A 17,866-nucleotide genomic window follows, 5' to 3' on the forward strand; every position below is an offset into this window, starting at 1 on the left:
GAGCGGAATTAAGAATCTCAACTTAGCAAAAAAGAAGAGAAGTAGTTCTCTTACTCACAGGATTGTCATTGACTACACCTAAAATCTTACCTACCCCAATTATACTAAAAATCCCGGAAAATGATTTTCCGGGATTCTAGTTATTATATAATAAATTGTTTTATTTCTTATTCAGAGCTTTGAATTTAAAGTAAGAAGCAGCAGATAGTATAACCATTACAGATAATCCTATATACACCCATGCCGGAACCGGAACCGGATCTCCTGCCGCATAAGAGTGAAGTCCTGTCAGGTAATAATTAACTCCAAAATAAGTCATTACCATAGAACAGAATGCAAACATCGTTGCTACATGGAATGCCCATTTGCTTCTAAGTCCCGGAACTAATCTCATGTGTAGTACGAATGCATACACCATAATAGATATAAAAGCCCAGGTTTCTTTTGGATCCCAGCTCCAGTATCTACCCCATGATTCATTCGCCCAGATTCCTCCTAAGAAGTTTCCTACTGTTAATGCAAACAAACCGATAGTAAGAGACATTTCCGATACAATCACCAACTCTTTTAATGTTGTATCATGATGAATTTTATAAGTCTTTTTACTTGAAATAATAAAGAACACCAATGAGATTACCGCAATGATCATAGATAGGGCAAAGAATCCATAACTTGACGTAATGATGGCAACGTGAACAATCAGCCAGTAAGATTTCAATACCGGTACCAATGGCGTAATCTGCGGATCAAGTGCAGAACCTCCGTGTGCAAACCCCATCATAATTACAGCAACCATAAATCCGGCTGCAGGAATTAATGCATTGGCATTTCTATATAATAGTAATCCTGCAGAAATACCCACCCATGAAATAAAGATAATAGCTTCATATCCGTTACTCCACGGCGCATGACCTGAAATATACCATCTTGCTACCAATCCTAAGAAGTGGGCAAAATAACCTACTAACCCTACAGCAATGATAATCTTAATTACTTTGCTTAGTGTTTTATTAGGTTTAAATAATTCAACAAACCCAAGGATTAGTAAAAGTCCTCCAATCAGCGTATAGAAAATTAACAGTTTAAAGTTAATATTTACTTTGTTCATGAATATTTCCAGATCAACTTTAGATTTAGCAGGAACAACGCTTTTGCCCCATTTTTGTTGATAATCTGAAAGCTTTATCAGTTCAGCATCTGCTTTACTCCAGTCTCCGGATTTTTGAGCAGCCAAAGCTTCTGCAAAATAAGGTCCCATCACTTGTTGAGACTCCATATCCGGTTCGAATTTCTGGTCTAACCATGAATGCCACGTATGGTTAGGATCGTTTTTCACCGGTACAATTCTCATAAACTGACCGCTAAAAAACTCATTGAAGATCTGAACTCTTTCGTTTACAGAAATTACTTCTTTGTCGTAGTTGGTTTGCTCAGATGGTTTCTTACGGAATGCAGTATTATAATCATTTTCCAGAATATATGTAAGGTTTCCGTTGGCATCTGCCGGGAATAAGTTCATTAAAGAAGTATATCCTTCATCATCAGCTTTTGTCTTATTCTTCAACTCATCACCTCCTTTAGACCCTACTTTAATGATAGGAACCATTGTCCAGCTTGGTGTATCTGTATTAATTGATAAGAACCACTGATTTGCCGTTAGAGACTTTCCATCAGTTCCTCTAAACTCATCTTTTTTATATAATTTTCTTAAAACATCAAGAGCTTCTGTATTAATAGGAACAATTCTTCCTTCGAAGTTCTGAACCAAAAGATATCCGAATTTATCTGCGTGTTCTTTGCTTATTTTATTTCTTGCAATGATTTCATCAGCAGACATCGTTCTCATTTTAGATAATGGAGCAGCTAAAGAATTTTGCTGTGAGCCTGAACCTGTTTGTTGCTGAGACATATCAGGAGCTTGCGCATGATTATGCTCTTCTCCTTGTACATGTACATGTTCTCTACTTCCGTCAGTAGTTCCGTGGTTCTCAATTTTCTGTGCATTGAATCCGAAACTCAACAGTAATAAAAGTACGGTTACTGCTCTTTTTTTATTAACGTCAGTTAGCATTTTATTTAATTTCCAGAAGTGTGTTCCTTTCCAGAAGAAAATTAAAAACATTCCTACAAACAAGAAAGTATACCCGATGTAAGAAATTAAAGTTCCCCAATAATCATGGTTTACAGATAATACGGTTCCCATTCTGTCCGGATCAAAACTAGCCTGAAAAAAGCGGTACCCGCCATGATCAAGAACGTGATTCATATAAATTTTATATGGAGTCTGTTTTCCATCTTCAATAATCTTTACGTGACTTTCATAAGCACTTGGAGATGAACTTCCCGGGTAAGTTTCCATAACGAAATCATCCAGCTTCAGTGCAAAAGGAGTATTATAAACCTTAGGACCGAAACCAACCATAATATTCAGTCCGTCCATGGTCACCTGCTTGAATGCATTAGGGTTTCCTTTTTCCACGGATAACTCAACCAATTGTTTTGTTTTAGGTCCCTGAATTTCTATTTTAAGCATGTCCGGAACAGTCTGATCTTTCTTTCTGTCGCCTTCGTATGCTAATAATCTTCCTTTTTTCAAGCCTTCCGGTACTACCAGCTTCAGATCATTAATGGTATATAAACTTCTTAATGCCAATGGCTGAAATTCATCTTTTTTGGTTGTTCCTGTAGCCTGGGTAGCCATCGTCATGTAGCTTGCATCTACAGGAGTTTTTACAAATAATTTACCTCCTTCATATTTAAATTCAACAGCGCCCTCAATAGCTCTGTTGAAGGTAACCAAAGTTCCGTTGATAGATTTGGTTTCTCCCGGTTTGATATAGATATTTTGCCTTCCGGTTTTCCCTGTGGATACCAAATGAAGATATTCTGCGCCACTAGGATCAGCAATCAGACTGTCTTTCTTTCTCTGAATAAATTCTTTAGCAAAAATCTTCACTTCTTTTCCATGAAAATCATAGGTTGCTTTGAAATCTTTATGCAACGGTGACATAAGGTAAGGCACATCCTGATAATTAAGAACATCTCCTTTTTCTTCAATCTGGATTTTAAAGAAATTTTTATCTGTTACAATTTCGTTTGAAGTCTCCCCTTCTCTGATGTGCATCGTACCTTCAAAACTGATGTATCTTGTAATCGCTCCACCGATAAAAATAAAAATAAAAGCAAGGTGAAAAATAAGAACCGGCCATTTTTCTCTTTTCCAAAGTCTGTATCTTCCGATATTTCCAATGAAATTTAAAATAAGCAGAACCATAACCAGTTCAAACCATTTGGCCTCATAAATTAACGCTTTGGCAGTAGGCGTACCATAATCATTTTCTAAAAATGTAGCATACGCCATAGAAAACGCATATACCAGCAACAACACAGCCATTGTCCTGGTTGAAATAAGAATATCTTGGATCTTCTTCATGATTTTTTTTACTTGACATGCAAAAATAAGGATGATTAAGTAAAAGCCCCATAAAAAAAGATGTTTTTTATCATTTTAGAGCCAGGAATACTTATTTTGAATAGTTCTTAATAAGCTTAAAGTATTTGAGGAAAATTCAAAACGGAAAACATTGAAAATGTGAATGAAAAATAGCTATTTAAATCATTGAAGCTATCTATTTATTAAAATGTATTTCTTTTTAATTTTAATGATTATTTCCATTATAAAATCCCGTTTGTTGTCATATCAAAATACTTCCCAAAGTCCGGTTCTTTTTCTTATACCCAGTTTTAATACAACCCTATTATAATTTTAGAAAAAATATAAAATTACTCCATCAAAGAAAAGTGACCATCCCACTTATGAGATAGCCACTTCACTTAATTAACTTAAAAATAGGTATGTCTTACCAAATAATCGACCTCGATCAATTAAATCTGAACATAATAGAATATATATAAAATTTGTGTTTTTTGATTTCAAGAGTAGGCTATTTTATGACAGCCTGATTAATTTTCATCATTTGTGTTTTTTTGAAAGTTGTCATAATAGACCTTAAGCCATCACTTTGTTAGTAATCATTTCAAAATCTTCTTGAGCAGCAGCTTTTACAACATCAAGATAAGCCACAATCTCTTCAGGTGTTTTTTCTATAAGAGATTCGATATAATTAACTGAAACAGGTTCCATTCCTGTAAACTCCAAAATCCCTGTTTTTAATTGTACTATTCCTGAATTATGAAATACTTTTTCATATGTTTCTGCATCGCCATCTCCTGTACTGATGATTCTTGCTGATTTCTCTGTGAATAATGGTTTTAATTTTCCATCAATATATTTGAATCCAACCCCTGGCAGGAAAGTACGGTCAATAAATCCTTTCATCATTGCAGGAAGTCCAAACCACCATAATGGATGAATCCAAACGATGTGAGTGCTTCTTTTAATTAATCCTATAGCATGTTCTAAATCCGGCTCCAATTGACTTACTACTCTGTAACCGTATTTTAAGTTAGGATCGAAATTCAGATCTCTTAAAGGCAGATAAGTCGCTTTGATTCCAAGTTCCTCCATTTCCTTAAGATAAGTCTGAGCTATTTCTTCATTAAAACTGATTTTGTCCGGGTGTCCGTTAATGACTAATACATTTTGTGTTTCCATTTTTTTTACTACTTTTACATTTTAGGTCATTTGACCAATGCAAATATAGGTCATTAGACCTAAACTGCCAAATAATTTTATCTTTTTTTATAATGAGCAAAAAAAATACAAAAGACTATATACTTACAGAAGCTATGCAAATATTAAAAAACGAGGGCAGCTGCGGGGTTTCCATGCGGAAAGTTGCCTGTGCGTGTGATATTTCTCTAAGTAACCTTCAGTATCATTATACCAATAAAACAATTTTATTTCAAGAGCTTACCGCTCAATTTTTTAAGCAGTGTGAAGAAAATCTTTTGAAGGAATGGGAAATATTATCATCTGATAAAAGCCTTTCAACAGAGGAATTTATAAGTAAACTACTGATCATTCTTTTAGAAGATGATGAAAATGGAATAGATTACTACTTATATAGAGAAATATGGGCATTATCTCTGAGAGATCCGGAACTTGCTGATTCAGTGAATACATTTTACAGAAGATATGTAGAGCTAATTGCTAAGTTGGTCGGGCAAGTGAAACAATCATCCCCTGAAAAAGTTGCCAGCCTTCTGGTTTCTTTTCAGGAAGGCTATTCTATCGTAAGAAACGCAATGCCATTAGACTTCAAAAAAACAATAGAAATGCTGACAAAAATTATTATTAATTTATAATCACTTCTTTAAACTATAGAAAGTAAATGATGCATTTAAAACAAAAAAAACCGGAAGACTATCTCCCGGCTTTATAAACTTTTAATCTTACTTTTATTTCCAAAAGCTCCACTTCAAACCATCAAAAACAGCGATAGTCTTACTGCTAGTATCATAACACATCATTCCCGGATAAGGATTTTTAACATTAACATCCGGGCTAGCTACCTTAGGAAGAATAAGTGCTTTATTGGTTGATTCTAACACCAAAACCCCGGGAGCACTGGATGTAGTAGCCCCCATAATCACATTATTATTGCCTGGAGATTCTGAACTAGTATTGAAACTGACATTACTAACATTTCCGGCATCACTAAGAGGTACCCAAGCAGAGCCTGTATTCATTTTATTACTTTGTCATTTTTATCCATCAAAATGGTTCCCCCGACAGCGTTACTCGGAAGTGTCTCCACTATTGGCAACAATATACCATTGGTTGTATTATATTGAAAATCAAGAATTCCATCACCATCAATAGTTTGTTTACCTATTGCTATTTGTGCCTGTATGATTCCTGCACAAAACAACCCTACTGCTATTATTATTTTTTTCATTTTTTTCATTTTAAGTTTTAAGTACAGTACTATTAATCGTTACATGATCTTTTTATACAATTCCATGAAGTTCCGTTATACAACTTGAAGCATTTATCAACCGTATCAAAAATCATCATTCCTTCTACAGGATTAGCAATACTACCGGAAGTAGTTCTGGTAATAACGAATCCTTTAGTCTTAGACTCTAACGCCATAAACCCATTAGGAATATTTAACGGCCAATTAGGCTGTTTGCCGCTTTGTCCCGTAATTCCGAACTTGGTCATTGCATTTGGAGTTCCCGTTGCAGGATCTTTAGTACAGTATGATTGTAAATTAACCCCAAACGTAAAATATTTATTGCTTGGAAATGAATAATTAAACACTGCTTTTCCCGCTGAAAAACTTGTAGCAGGTACAATGACTACGTTTTGTGAAAAATTACTGTCATCAGCCACCACCATATATGCTTTATCTGTAGCTACAATTTCAGTATATCTGGAAAGATCAGCCTGTAACCATGTAGCTCTTGTATCATTAATTCTTTGTGCCAACCATTTTCTCTGGATAATTTTTCCGGGAGGTAAGCCATAACTTTGCATTGGTAATAATTGAACATTATTATCCCCCATTATCAGGAACGTTTTATCTTGAAGAAAGTCAAGTCTACCCTGACTTGTATTAGCTGAGATGAAATCATTTGTCGTTGAAATAGTCAACATAATGTTGTTTTCAGTATTAATACTATTGGAAACAAGCTGATCTAAAACCGTAGCATCATCCTTTGCCAGACCAAAAATATTATTGTTAAAGCTGGTATTGAGACTTGAATTCCATGTAACAGTTGTTGCATCAGAAGATAAATAGTTTAACGGTTGCTGTAAAGTAACCCCATACTTAATAGCAAGATAAGATCGGATTCTCTGTTTCTCTAAGGAAGTCAATTCTCTTTGATAACCAATTGCTTCTCCCATATCGGCATTCGGAAAATAAGAAGGTTGCCCTCCTAAAATAGCCCCGCTTGCGGTTCTACTGTTACCTGCAGCTACAGCACCGCCCACCGTTTGATTTTGTCCATCCAGTCCGTATGTAACCGGTCCTCCAATGGTATAAGAAAAATCAGGTAATTGGGTTTTATTCAGAGTTCTTGGCATCGAGGAAGCCGGATTAGGGTACACCTGCATATTCCCGGCAGTTCCGTTGTTAGTATAAGAAGGAAAATTAGCTTCTGTAAGATTAGCTGTTGTGGTTGTTCCTCCAAAACCAAAATATTCGTTATATGTACTTGGACCAAATGCCCTAGGGTTAATCATCATAAAGAATGATGAATCCATTCCATTCGCATTATAAGGTTTTCCGGTAGGTACCGCCATAAATTTTGCTCCCGCAGCAGTTGCATTACCAAAATCCACAGAAGGATTAAAATTATGTTTGGTATCCGCAGTTATCAAAGTTGGTTGTCTTGAAGCGTTGGTTTGTGTGAAGTCATTAGCTCCATCAGACTGATCAGTCCATACATTAGGCGTAAACCCAATATCAGCTCTTAACCATAATCTCAAGCTCTCATCTACCCCACCCGGGCCTACAACAAAAGTAGAGAAAGTAAAATATTCTCCATCGCCATTCGAAAAATCTACAGGAGTAGAAGTTTGAATGTAATTAACCCCATTGACTGTTGTAGAGGTTAATGGAATCCAGGTATCATTAGCACCAAAGGTCATCATTAGTAGACCGTACCAAATAAATAGTATTCGGTGGTGTAGCAGGTAAAGCCACAGTAACTGGTTGAGTGAATCCAGAAGTTCGCTGAACTTTCCATATCGCATCCATACGATAATTAGCCCTACTTCCCCCTGGAGGAACGATCGGCGTACTATAATTTCTCCTTAATCCATTATCCCCCCAGCTTAAAAACTGCATATCATTTAAATTACTGGAATTGGTAGCATTCGAACTCGCAAAACTTCCCGAAGCCAAGACTACCTGAACCCTATCCGTATTGATTGAATTAGACTGTTTTTGATGAAGAGCTGATCCATCATCCCTTCCAATACCCGCAATATTCTTGTTATAAGTAGACGCTGCTGTTGCTGTATGATCCCCCATTCTTGTAGTACCGTTTGACGCAATATAGCTTTGAGCTGTTCCCTGATCTAAAGTAACCCCGTACTTATAAGCCAGATAAGAGTTAACCCTTTGTCTTTCAGCCGGAGTCTGAGTCCCTGAATACAAAACAAATTCTCCGATTCTATCTCCTGCAAGAGAGCTACTGCTATTACCACCATCATTATCCATTAAAAGAACCATTCCCGGATAATTACCTACAGAGGATACATTATTTGATGGTCCTCCATACAATAATCCGTTATTACCAAAAAGGTAATTCATGTTAGATCCGGAGAGGTTATTATAATAAGACTGTATACTAGGAACATTCGTTCCTACAGTGTTGATAGTATTTGTTCCGAAAAGTACATCTCCTGATTCTTTTTCATTATAAAACTCAGGGCGATTGCCTTGAGTTCCAAAAAATGGAGATTGATATACCCCCGCAATATTAGTTGGATTAGTACTAACACCTGTCCCGTTCATCACAAATACTGACCGATAGGTAGCCGTAGTTGTTCTTGTAAGGTGAGTATAAGAAGTCAGCGCATTCGTATTATTATCCGGAAATCCTAATGGAAATTTATATCCTGATCTATATCCGTCTGTACTAACAATTTCAATAGCCGGGTTAAAATTAAAACTCGGAATAGATGTTGCGGCTCTATAAATCGGCCTTGCTCCTGTACCTGGATCTGCATAATAACCTGGCATGCCCTGGTTGGCAATACCATTCACCCCACCCGATTTTTGGTTCAGCCATGTAGCAACTTGTGCATTATCAGTTGTCGTCCCCGTACCGGCATCCGCTTTAACCCAAATCTGTAGGTTATTAGAAACACCACCTGGAGATTGTGCCCGTAAAGCATAACTGAACACTAAAAATATAAAAAATAACTGCTTTTTCATTGATATGAAATTTTTCTTGTTTGTGTTTATTCCAGACAGGCATTCTCCCATAGAGGTGCATCTGGAAATGATCGTAAAATGAAATTGGAAGATGGATGGAATAACAATGATTACCTTTCAAGTATTCGTTGTTTTCTTGTTGGATTTTAAAAATATGATCTTGAAGACAAGATCTTTAAAAAAAGCACCATGGCGCTTGGGATAATTGTTCTTTTTGTTTCATTTTTTGTGCTGTTAGTGTCATTTGATAAAGGTTATCATATTTCATACTACAGAGATTTATACGCAACAAAATTCATCAACATGTTACAACCTAAGTATTTTAGCAATAAATATACTAACTTCTATTTAAATATTTCGACAAAAATAATAATTATTTTGAAATTACACAATTTATAACTATATGATCATAAATTTTTTCTTAATATATGTTAAAATATAGAGTTAAAACCAATATATCACCAATCAATGATAACAATACATAAATTATTAAATTCATTTGAATTAAAGGTTTTTATATGGGTTACGTATTCGTTTAACATAGGCTCAATGAAATCTTAATAGATAAAACAAATTAGAATAATAGAGTCCTTTCAATAGGATTGTTATAAAAAAGAGTACTCAATTTCATTTCAGATTTGGCAGCACCTTTGCTTATAAATTGTTTTTATATATTTTCAATAATGAGAAAAAGGGGGAATTGGAAATTGTTTTTTTTGAATAAAAAAGATTCTTTTGGTATTGAAAAAACACTAAATTTGCCCTCATTGATATTATGGACAAAAAGACACAAACAAAACAACAGGAGTCGCTTGAAAAGAGCAAAATACTATCTAAACCCCGTATATTTTTCGGGCTTACTTTCATACTTTTTTCCGTAGTCCTTATATTCTCGTTCATCTCTTATCTGATGAACTGGAAAGCTGATCAGAGTCAGGCCGGAACTATGCTGGATAAAAGTATACAATCATCTAATGTTTTTGGCAAAGTCGGAGATTGGCTTGGCAATATCTTTATATTTGAAAGTATTGGAGTAGCTTCTTTTATCATTGCTTTTTTATTCCTGGTCGTTGGAACCTTAATTTTAAAAAAGAAAATATTCAAACCTTGGAAAACTATTGGCCATTCTTTGTTTTTCATTTGCTGGGTTCCTATTTTCATGGGAGCCATTACAAAGGGACAAGGCGTTTTAGGAGGAGTCTACGGATATCAGATTATGGATTCTCTGAACGCCATCATAGGAACTGTAGGCTTATGGCTTGTATTGGCATCGAGTATCGCATTATATTTCATTCTAGAATTTAATTTGCGTCCCAGCTCTATTAAAGCCAAGCTTAGCAATATCAATGAAAACACGATAGGAAGAGTAAAATCAATGATGCCAAGCTCAGATGAAAACTTTGAGGCGGATGAGGAATTAGAGGAAGAGGTTAAAGAGGACCATCCTAATATTTCAGTCACTGATGTTACAGAACCCATTAAAGCAAAAGAGCCGGTAAGTGTTCCGAAAGGATTTCCGGAAGTTCCTGTTTCTGTCAATTTAGACCCAATCGTTACTCCCAATCATACTTCTTTTGAAGAAGAGGAAGCTATTTCAAAATCTCTCAATTTAAATATCAATACAAAACCTTCAATTCCAGTTTCAACACCAGAGCAGGCTTTCGATATCAAGCCATCAACACCGTCGGAGGAAGAAATAAAATTCAATGTTGAAATCGCTCCTGTTATTGATGTTTTGGATGATACCGAAAAGAAATCTCAGGAACTTATTGAGAAACATGGTCTTTATGATCACAAACTGGATCTGGCGAATTTCCAGATGCCTACCGTTGATCTTCTGAAAGATTACGGAAATGAGGAAATATCTATCAATAAAGAAGAGCTGGAAGAAAATAAAAATAAGATTGTTGGCCTTTTGAAAAACTTTAATGTTGGTATTGCCGAAATTAAAGCGACTATTGGCCCTACAGTTACCTTATATGAAATTGTTCCGGAAGCAGGGATCAGAGTGGCAGCTATTAAAAAATTACAGGATGATATTGCTTTGAACCTTTCCGCTCTAGGAATCAGGATCATTGCTCCTATGCCTGGAAAAGGAACAATTGGAATTGAGGTTCCGAGAAAGAACCCAACAATGGTTTCCATGCGTTCTGTAATTGCTTCTCATAAATTCCAGAATACGGATATGGACTTGCCTGTTGTTTTTGGAAAGACCATTTCCAATGAAATCTTCATGGCCGACTTGTCCAAGATGCCACACTTACTAATGGCAGGTGCAACAGGTCAGGGTAAATCAGTAGGTATTAATGCTATCCTAACTTCTCTTTTATACAAAAAACACCCTAGCGAACTGAAATTTGTGATGGTGGATCCTAAGAAAGTAGAACTTTCTTTATATTCTAAAATTGAAAGACACTATCTGGCTAAACTTCCGGATACAGATGACGCTATCATAACCGATACCAATAAAGTAATCAATACTCTGAATTCTCTTTGTATTGAGATGGATAACCGATATGATTTGCTAAAAAATGCATTCTGTAAAAACCTAAAAGAATACAATAAAAAATTCACGGAAAGAAAACTGAATCCTGAAAACGGACACCGTTACCTTCCTTATATTGTTTTGGTTGTGGATGAGTTTGCCGACTTAATCATGACAGCAGGAAAAGAAGTAGAATTACCTATCGCAAGATTGGCGCAGCTGGCAAGAGCGGTAGGAATCCACCTTATCGTAGCTACACAAAGACCATCTGTAAATGTAATTACCGGGATGATCAAAGCTAACTTCCCGGCAAGAGCAGCATTCAGAGTAATATCAAGTGTAGACTCCAGAACCATCCTGGATTCTCCGGGAGCAGATCAGTTGATCGGTAAGGGAGATATGCTTTACTTTAACGGAAATGAAATTCTAAGACTTCAATGTGCTTTTGTAGATACTCCAGAAGTGGAAAGGGTTGCAGAATATATTGGGGAACAGAAGGGATACTCTTCAGCATTCTTGTTACCTGAATATGTTTCTGAAGATTCCACCAGCAGTGTCGGAGCTTTTGATCCTAATGAAAAAGATGCCTTATTTGAAGAAGCCGCAAGAATTATTGTTTCTACACAGCAGGGTTCAACGTCTATGCTTCAGAGACAATTGAAGTTAGGTTATAACAGAGCCGGCAGAATTATGGATCAACTTGAAGCAAGCGGTATCGTAGGAGGATTTAATGGAGCTAAAGCAAGAGAGGTGATCATCAGTGACCTTCATTCTTTGGAACAGTTTTTGGAAGATCTGCGTAAATAAAGGAAAAACATTAACCTATGTTTGATTCCTGAAGTCAGAAATATCTAAAGATTATTAAAATTAAAAAAAAATGAAAAGTATTATTTCAAAAATTATATTAGGAGGTTTTGTGGTAGGAGCTGTTGGTTTATCCAATGCACAGAAAATAGATGCGAAGGCAAAAAAAATATTGGATGATATTACGACTAACTATAACTCAAAAAAGAATACTTATTTCAAGTTTTCTTTTGGAAGTGGCGTTAATGGACAGGTAGCCAAAACTGAACCTGGAATCTATTATTCTGCAGGAGATAAATACAAATTGAAGATCATGGATACCGAACAGATTTTTGATGGAAGCAAGATTTATAATATCAATGCAGAAGATATGGAGGTTACCATTGCAAAACCGAATGGAAGCAGTACTATGTTCTCCCCTATCAACTATCTTTCAACCTATAGAAATGATTATAACGTAACTTATGGTGGAAAGAAAAATGTCAACGGGGTCAATGCAGATTTCATTAAGTTAACTCCGGTTAAAGCCAACGGATTGAGCTACGTGTATCTTTTTGTTGATTCTGCGAAGAAGCAAATGGTAAAGCTGGAACAACATGGAAGTAATAAAGATGTTGCTGTTATTGCCATTAAAGAATATAAAGAGAATCAGAATCTGGATGCCGACATGTTCGTTTTTGACAAGAATAAGTATAAAAATTACGTCATCACAGAATTGTAATTGAATAAAGTAATAAAATGTAAAGTCACAAAGTAAACTTTGTGGCTTTTTGATTAATTTTGGCGAATGTTAAAAATACTAGACCGATATATTATAAAAACCTTTTTTGGTCCCTTTTTCTTTATATTCAGTGTATTGTTTTTCATCTTTATTGTAAACATTATCTGGGTTCAGTTAGGACAATTTATGGGAAAAGGATTAAGCTACTGGCAAATCCTTAAACTTCTTTTTTATCTCGGAGTAAGCGTTATAAGTATGGTACTACCGCTTACTGTTCTTCTTGCGAGTATTATGTCGTTCGGAGAATTCGGAGAACGGTATGAGCTTGCTGCTATGAAGGCTGCCGGAATTTCTTTAACCAGAGTGATGGTTCCTCTTTTAGGGGTTACTACCATATTATCGATCATGCTCTTCTTTTTTTCCAATAATATCATCCCGGATTTTCAGAGAAAAGCCAAAAATATGCTTTTCAATATTGCACAGACTAAGCCGGCTCTAAACTTCACTCCAGGCCAGTTTATTGACCAGATCCCCGGATATATGGTGAAGTTCGATAAAATTCATGGTGACAACGGAGAAAATATTGAAGGGGTTTTCGTTCACAGAAAAGCCAGTACATACGAAGACCAACAATCTATTGTAGCAGAAAAAGGTAAATTCATTCCGGCAGCTAATAAAAACTATCTTAAACTGGTTTTATATAACGGTTATGTATTCGAAGATAATTTTGCCGGAAAAGGAGACGCCGCAAGATTGAAGCAACCGGATCAGGCTATTAAATTTGATACATTGGTCTCTCATTTTGACATCAGTGAAATCATTAATAAAGCAATTGAAGAGGAACAGATTACAGATGATTACCGTTTTCAGACTTTTAATCAGCTTAACAAAACCATTGACCTCACAAAGAAAGATAACGATAAATTCTTCACGACCATTACCAGCGACGTTTTGAACCAGACCAATTCTGTTGTAACATACATGGACAAGAATAATAAGACAAAGGCTCCTGCAAAGCCACAATTGAAATTGGATACTGTGAAGGGTGAAAAGAAAATGGAAATCGTTTATAATGCCTATAACAGATTAGAGAATTTAAAATCTAGCCTTAACGGAAAAACCAACGATTTTAAACCGAATGTCAAATACTTCAGTAAAGTAGTTATTTATCAGCAAAGAATCCTCTCCTACTCATTTACCTGTATCATATTCTTCCTCATTGGAGCCAGCTTAGGTTCTATTATCAGAAAAGGAGGAATGGGGGTTCCTGTAATTATAGCTATTGTAATCTTCATTGTCTTTTATGTGATCAATGTAGGTATGGAAAACCTTGCCTGGTCAGGAACTTTAAATCCGTATTTAGCAGCATGGCTACCTAACATCATCCTTTTCCCTTTTGGAGTAATAATGACGTATAAAGCCCTGACAGATTCACAACTGTTCGATGCCGAAAAATATAAAGCATTCCTTAAACCGATTACGAAAAGATTTTCTAAAAGTAAAGAACATAAAAGATATCAATAAAAAAGATCCGGAATAGTATTCCGGATCTTTTTTTATATCGTCAAGTATCAATGGTATTATTTCAATGAACACCACAGCTAATTCAGATTATTAAGGAATTGAAACAGACCAGAAGTATATAAAAAAACAGGCTCCATTTTGGAGCCTGTTTTTTTATACTATACTGAAAGTTACACTTTCATAATTTCAGCTTCTTTAGTCTTGAAATGTTCATCACATATCTTTACATATTTATCAGTAAGAGCCTGAATATCTTCTTCTACTCCTTTGATAGCATCTTCAGAAACACCCTCCAACTTCTTAAGTTCTTTCAAACCATCCTGTCTTGCATTTCTTACTACAATCTTCGTTTGTTCAGTTTCTCCTTTAGCTTGCTTCGATAAATCTCTCCTTCTTTCCTCTGTTAGAGGTGGAACATTCAAAATGATGTTTTCTCCGTTGTTAGAAGGTGCAAAACCTAAATTAGAGTTAATAATAGCCTTTTCAATAGCCCCGATAGCTGTTCTATCCCAAGGTTGAATAGAAATGGTCATTGCATCCGGAACGGAAACGTTAGCAACCTGGTTGATAGGAGTCGGAGCTCCGTAATATTCTACCATCACATCCTGAACCATAGATGTAGAAGCACGTCCTGCTCTGATTCTTTGAAATGCATGCTCCAAATGCTTAATAGCTGCGTCCATGTCCTGATTTACAGATTCTACTATAAGATCTAATTCTTCCATTATATATTTAAAATTTGAGAGGTTACACATTAAAATAATAAATGATACATAATAGTGATAAGTAATTGCTATTCCCTATCTCTGATTATAAATTAACTAAAGTACCGACATTTTCTCCATCTACAATCTTTCCTAAATTCCCTTCCTTATTCATATCGAATACAATAATTGGCAATTTATTTTCGTGGCTTAACGTAAAGGCAGTCATATCCATTACTTTAAGGTTCTTTTCGAAAACTTCATCAAATGATAAAGAGTTGTATTTTACAGCATCTGCATTTTTCTCAGGATCACTGTCGTAGATTCCGTCTACTCTGGTTCCTTTTAAAATAACGTCAGCTCCGATTTCGATGGCTCTTAATGTAGCAGCCGTGTCGGTAGTGAAGTAAGGGTTTCCTGTTCCTGCACCGAAAATAACTACTCTTCCTTTTTCAAGGTGTCTTACGGCACGTCTTTTAATAAAAGGTTCAGCCACTTTATCCATTTCGATCGCAGACTGAAGTCTTGTTTTAATTCCCGCATCTTCCAAAGCACCCTGAAGAGCCATTCCGTTGATCACTGTTGCCAGCATCCCCATATAGTCTCCCTGAACTCTGTCCATACCTTTTGCAGCACCTGCTACTCCACGGAATATATTTCCTCCTCCAATAACAATAGCAACCTCACAGCCTTTATCCACGACCTTTTTTATCTCAACAGCATACTCCTGCAGCCTGTCGTTGTCAATACCGTATTGCCTGTTACCCATTAAGGCCTCACCACTAAGTTTCAGAAGGATTCTTTTATATTTCATTTTTAATTTTTAATAACTTTTTTAATAGGGTCGATTTCCCTGAATTTTGATTTTGCAAATATAATCATTAAAAATATTGGAGAAAGAAAAATATTTACCGGTAAATAATGTTGGAAATATTTTGACAACTACAAAAAAGGATTATTTTTGCAATAATTATAAATTGAATTGAAGAAAATTATCATTTTTTCATTATTTCTATCAGGAATTGTTTCTTATGCGCAAATGGGAACAAATGTTTATCCTTTTTTAAACATACCCGTATCCGCCAGACAGGCTGCCCTGGGTGGAGATGCAATTACGATAAGAGATTATGATGTTTCCTTTGCTATTGCAAACCCGGCATTGCTCAATAAAGATTCAGACAAACAACTTTCCGTAAACGGAGCTGCTTATCTGGCAGATTCTAAATATGGAACAATAGCTTTTGCTAAAGATTTTGACAATGGTCATATGGCCACAATCAATGCCCGGTACATGAGCTATGGTGATATTCCGAGAACGGATGAAAGTGGTTTTGAGAATGGAACTTTCAACGCTTCCGATGTAGCCATTGGGGCCGGATATGCTTACCAGTTTGAAGAAGACTGGACTATTGGAGGGGGACTTAATTTTATTACTTCAAAAATTGATAGTTATACTTCATCAGCCATTTCCGGTACAGCCGGAATTACATACCATAATAAAAAGAACAAGGAAGTTCTTTCTTTGGTGGCCAGAAACTTTGGATATCAATTCAAATCTTTCAATGGTACCCGTGAGAACCTTCCATTCAGAATAGATTTAGGATATACAAGAATACTAAAAGCCATTCCTCTTGCTATTACCATCACCGCTCACGATTTACAGCAGTTTGATATTTCTTCTCAATATAATGTCAACGGCCAGGAAGTTAATATAGGAAGAAAAATTGCCGACCACTTTTCGCTGGGTGCCGAATTGTTTCCAGAAAAAAACTTCAATATAAGGTTAGGATATAATGTAAAAAGAGGTAATGAACTGGCTGTAGCGGATCAGAGAAACTTTTCCGGGCTATCGGGAGGGTTCGGAATCAAGATCTCAAAATTCCGTATTGATTACGCTCATGTACGATACAGTAACGCATCTAATGTGAACCAGATCGGTATTTCTATGGACCTTAGCGGACATCGATATTAATTTTTATCAATAATTAACGTCCCTTTTTCTTGATTTTTTAAAAAATTTCTTGAAATTTGCGGTATGAAAAAACCTGTAATAGCTATCGATGGGTACTCGTCTACCGGAAAAAGTTCAATCTCAAAAGTCATTGCCGACCAATTAGGGCTTATCCATTTAGATACAGGTGCACTTTATCGGGGAGTTACCTGGTTTGCCCTGCAAAACTGTAAAGGAGAAAACGGCTCTATAGACCTGAATCAACTTTTCTCATCATTAGATCAGATTCAACTTGAATTTAAAAATGATGATGGAGAACTTATACTCTATCTTAATCAACAAGACATTTCAAAAGAAATTCGTACCAACGAGGTTTCTGATAACGTTAGCTTAGTAGCCAAGCAAAAAGAGGTAAGAGATTTTCTTTTGCAATCCCAACGTTCTTTAGCGGAAAAAGGCGGCATTATTATGGATGGACGTGATATAGGAACTGTTGTCCTGCCGGATGCGGATTTCAAATTCTTCCTTACAGCAAGTATTGACGAAAGAACTAAAAGGAGATATCATGAGCTTTTAAGCTTAGGCATTGAAGCCAATGAACAGCAGGTAAAAGAAAACCTTATAGAAAGGGATAAAATAGACAGTGAAAGAGAAATCGCTCCATTAAAGAAAGCTGAAGATGCTATTGTCATTGATAATACGTATCTTTCAAAGCAAGAAACAATTGAAGCCATACTGGCATACATACAAAAGATTTAACATTTTTTAATAGGCATGCTCAGCTAATTGGTATATTAATTGTAATATTTAACGCAGTAA

General features: G+C 35.8%; 14 protein-coding genes. 6 read left to right on the forward strand and 8 right to left on the reverse strand.

Features of this window, described 5'->3' with window-relative positions; translation table 11 throughout:
* Positions 1–160: 160 nt before the first annotated feature.
* Positions 161–3,433, reverse strand: a complete 3,273-nt coding sequence (ccsA, locus tag CJF12_RS05125) for a cytochrome c biogenesis protein CcsA (protein ID WP_034686572.1) — start codon at positions 3,431–3,433, stop codon at positions 161–163.
* A gap of 576 nt (positions 3,434–4,009) precedes the next feature.
* A complete protein-coding gene (locus tag CJF12_RS05130; protein ID WP_034686573.1) occupies positions 4,010–4,615 on the reverse strand; it encodes an NAD(P)H-dependent oxidoreductase in 606 nt (201 codons plus the stop codon).
* A gap of 92 nt (positions 4,616–4,707) precedes the next feature.
* On the opposite strand from CJF12_RS05130, the gene CJF12_RS05135 reads away from it, so the two are divergent.
* Positions 4,708–5,268, forward strand: a complete 561-nt coding sequence (locus tag CJF12_RS05135; protein ID WP_034686575.1) for a TetR/AcrR family transcriptional regulator — start codon at positions 4,708–4,710, stop codon at positions 5,266–5,268.
* A gap of 93 nt (positions 5,269–5,361) precedes the next feature.
* On the opposite strand, the gene CJF12_RS20135 is transcribed toward CJF12_RS05135, so the two are convergent.
* The 4 genes from CJF12_RS20135 to CJF12_RS05155 are packed head-to-tail and all read right to left on the reverse strand — an operon-like array spanning position 5,362 to position 8,858.
* Positions 5,362–5,652, reverse strand: a complete 291-nt coding sequence (locus tag CJF12_RS20135; RefSeq protein ID WP_051887363.1) for a hypothetical protein — start codon at positions 5,650–5,652, stop codon at positions 5,362–5,364.
* Entirely contained in the window at positions 5,649–5,861 is a 213-nt protein-coding gene (locus CJF12_RS20140) for a hypothetical protein (RefSeq protein ID WP_228379111.1), read from the reverse strand. Before CJF12_RS20140 ends, CJF12_RS20135 begins: the two co-directional genes overlap by 4 nt.
* A 32-nt stretch (positions 5,862–5,893) precedes the next feature.
* Positions 5,894–7,567 (reverse strand): hypothetical protein, encoded by a 1,674-nt coding sequence (locus CJF12_RS05150; protein ID WP_095591067.1) that lies wholly within the window; start codon positions 7,565–7,567, stop codon positions 5,894–5,896.
* The gene (locus CJF12_RS05155) at positions 7,548–8,858 is read right to left on the reverse strand and encodes a hypothetical protein (protein WP_131329569.1); all 1,311 of its coding nucleotides are present in this window, start codon (positions 8,856–8,858) and stop codon (positions 7,548–7,550) included. The genes CJF12_RS05150 and CJF12_RS05155 overlap by 20 nt, the downstream gene beginning before the upstream one ends.
* 775 nt (positions 8,859–9,633) lie before the next feature.
* On the opposite strand from CJF12_RS05155, the gene CJF12_RS05160 reads away from it, so the two are divergent.
* From CJF12_RS05160 to CJF12_RS05170, 3 genes are all read left to right on the forward strand, one after another.
* Positions 9,634–12,150 carry an FtsK/SpoIIIE family DNA translocase gene (locus CJF12_RS05160; protein ID WP_034686579.1) on the forward strand — a complete coding sequence of 839 codons (2,517 nt, stop codon included), beginning with the start codon at positions 9,634–9,636 and terminating at the stop codon, positions 12,148–12,150.
* Positions 12,151–12,220: 70 nt separating this feature from the next.
* The gene (locus CJF12_RS05165; RefSeq protein WP_034686581.1) at positions 12,221–12,868 is read left to right on the forward strand and encodes a LolA family protein; all 648 of its coding nucleotides are present in this window, start codon (positions 12,221–12,223) and stop codon (positions 12,866–12,868) included.
* 66 nt (positions 12,869–12,934) lie between these two features.
* Positions 12,935–14,392, forward strand: a complete 1,458-nt coding sequence (locus tag CJF12_RS05170; RefSeq protein ID WP_034686582.1) for an LptF/LptG family permease — start codon at positions 12,935–12,937, stop codon at positions 14,390–14,392.
* 170 nt (positions 14,393–14,562) lie between these two features.
* Here CJF12_RS05170 and frr read toward each other — a convergent pair whose 3' ends face one another.
* Both frr and pyrH read right to left on the reverse strand, forming a co-directional pair.
* Positions 14,563–15,117 carry a ribosome recycling factor gene (frr, locus tag CJF12_RS05175; protein WP_034686583.1) on the reverse strand — a complete coding sequence of 185 codons (555 nt, stop codon included), beginning with the start codon at positions 15,115–15,117 and terminating at the stop codon, positions 14,563–14,565.
* An 85-nt stretch (positions 15,118–15,202) separates the two neighbouring features.
* Positions 15,203–15,910: a UMP kinase gene (gene pyrH, locus CJF12_RS05180; protein ID WP_034686584.1), complete on the reverse strand. Its 708-nt coding sequence runs from the start codon at positions 15,908–15,910 to the stop codon at positions 15,203–15,205.
* Between the two features lie 168 nt (positions 15,911–16,078).
* On the opposite strand from pyrH, the gene porQ reads away from it, so the two are divergent.
* Together porQ and cmk are read left to right on the forward strand one after the other, a co-directional pair.
* Positions 16,079–17,068 carry a type IX secretion system protein PorQ gene (gene porQ, locus CJF12_RS05185; RefSeq protein ID WP_034686586.1) on the forward strand — a complete coding sequence of 330 codons (990 nt, stop codon included), beginning with the start codon at positions 16,079–16,081 and terminating at the stop codon, positions 17,066–17,068.
* 63 nt (positions 17,069–17,131) lie between these two features.
* Positions 17,132–17,806, forward strand: coding sequence for a (d)CMP kinase (cmk, locus tag CJF12_RS05190; RefSeq protein ID WP_034686588.1), 675 nt, complete (start codon positions 17,132–17,134; stop codon positions 17,804–17,806).
* The last annotated feature ends 60 nt before the right edge of the window (positions 17,807–17,866 follow it).

It is taken from the genome of Chryseobacterium piperi, assembly GCF_002285635.2.
In the GTDB taxonomy this organism is placed as follows: domain Bacteria; phylum Bacteroidota; class Bacteroidia; order Flavobacteriales; family Weeksellaceae; genus Chryseobacterium; species Chryseobacterium piperi.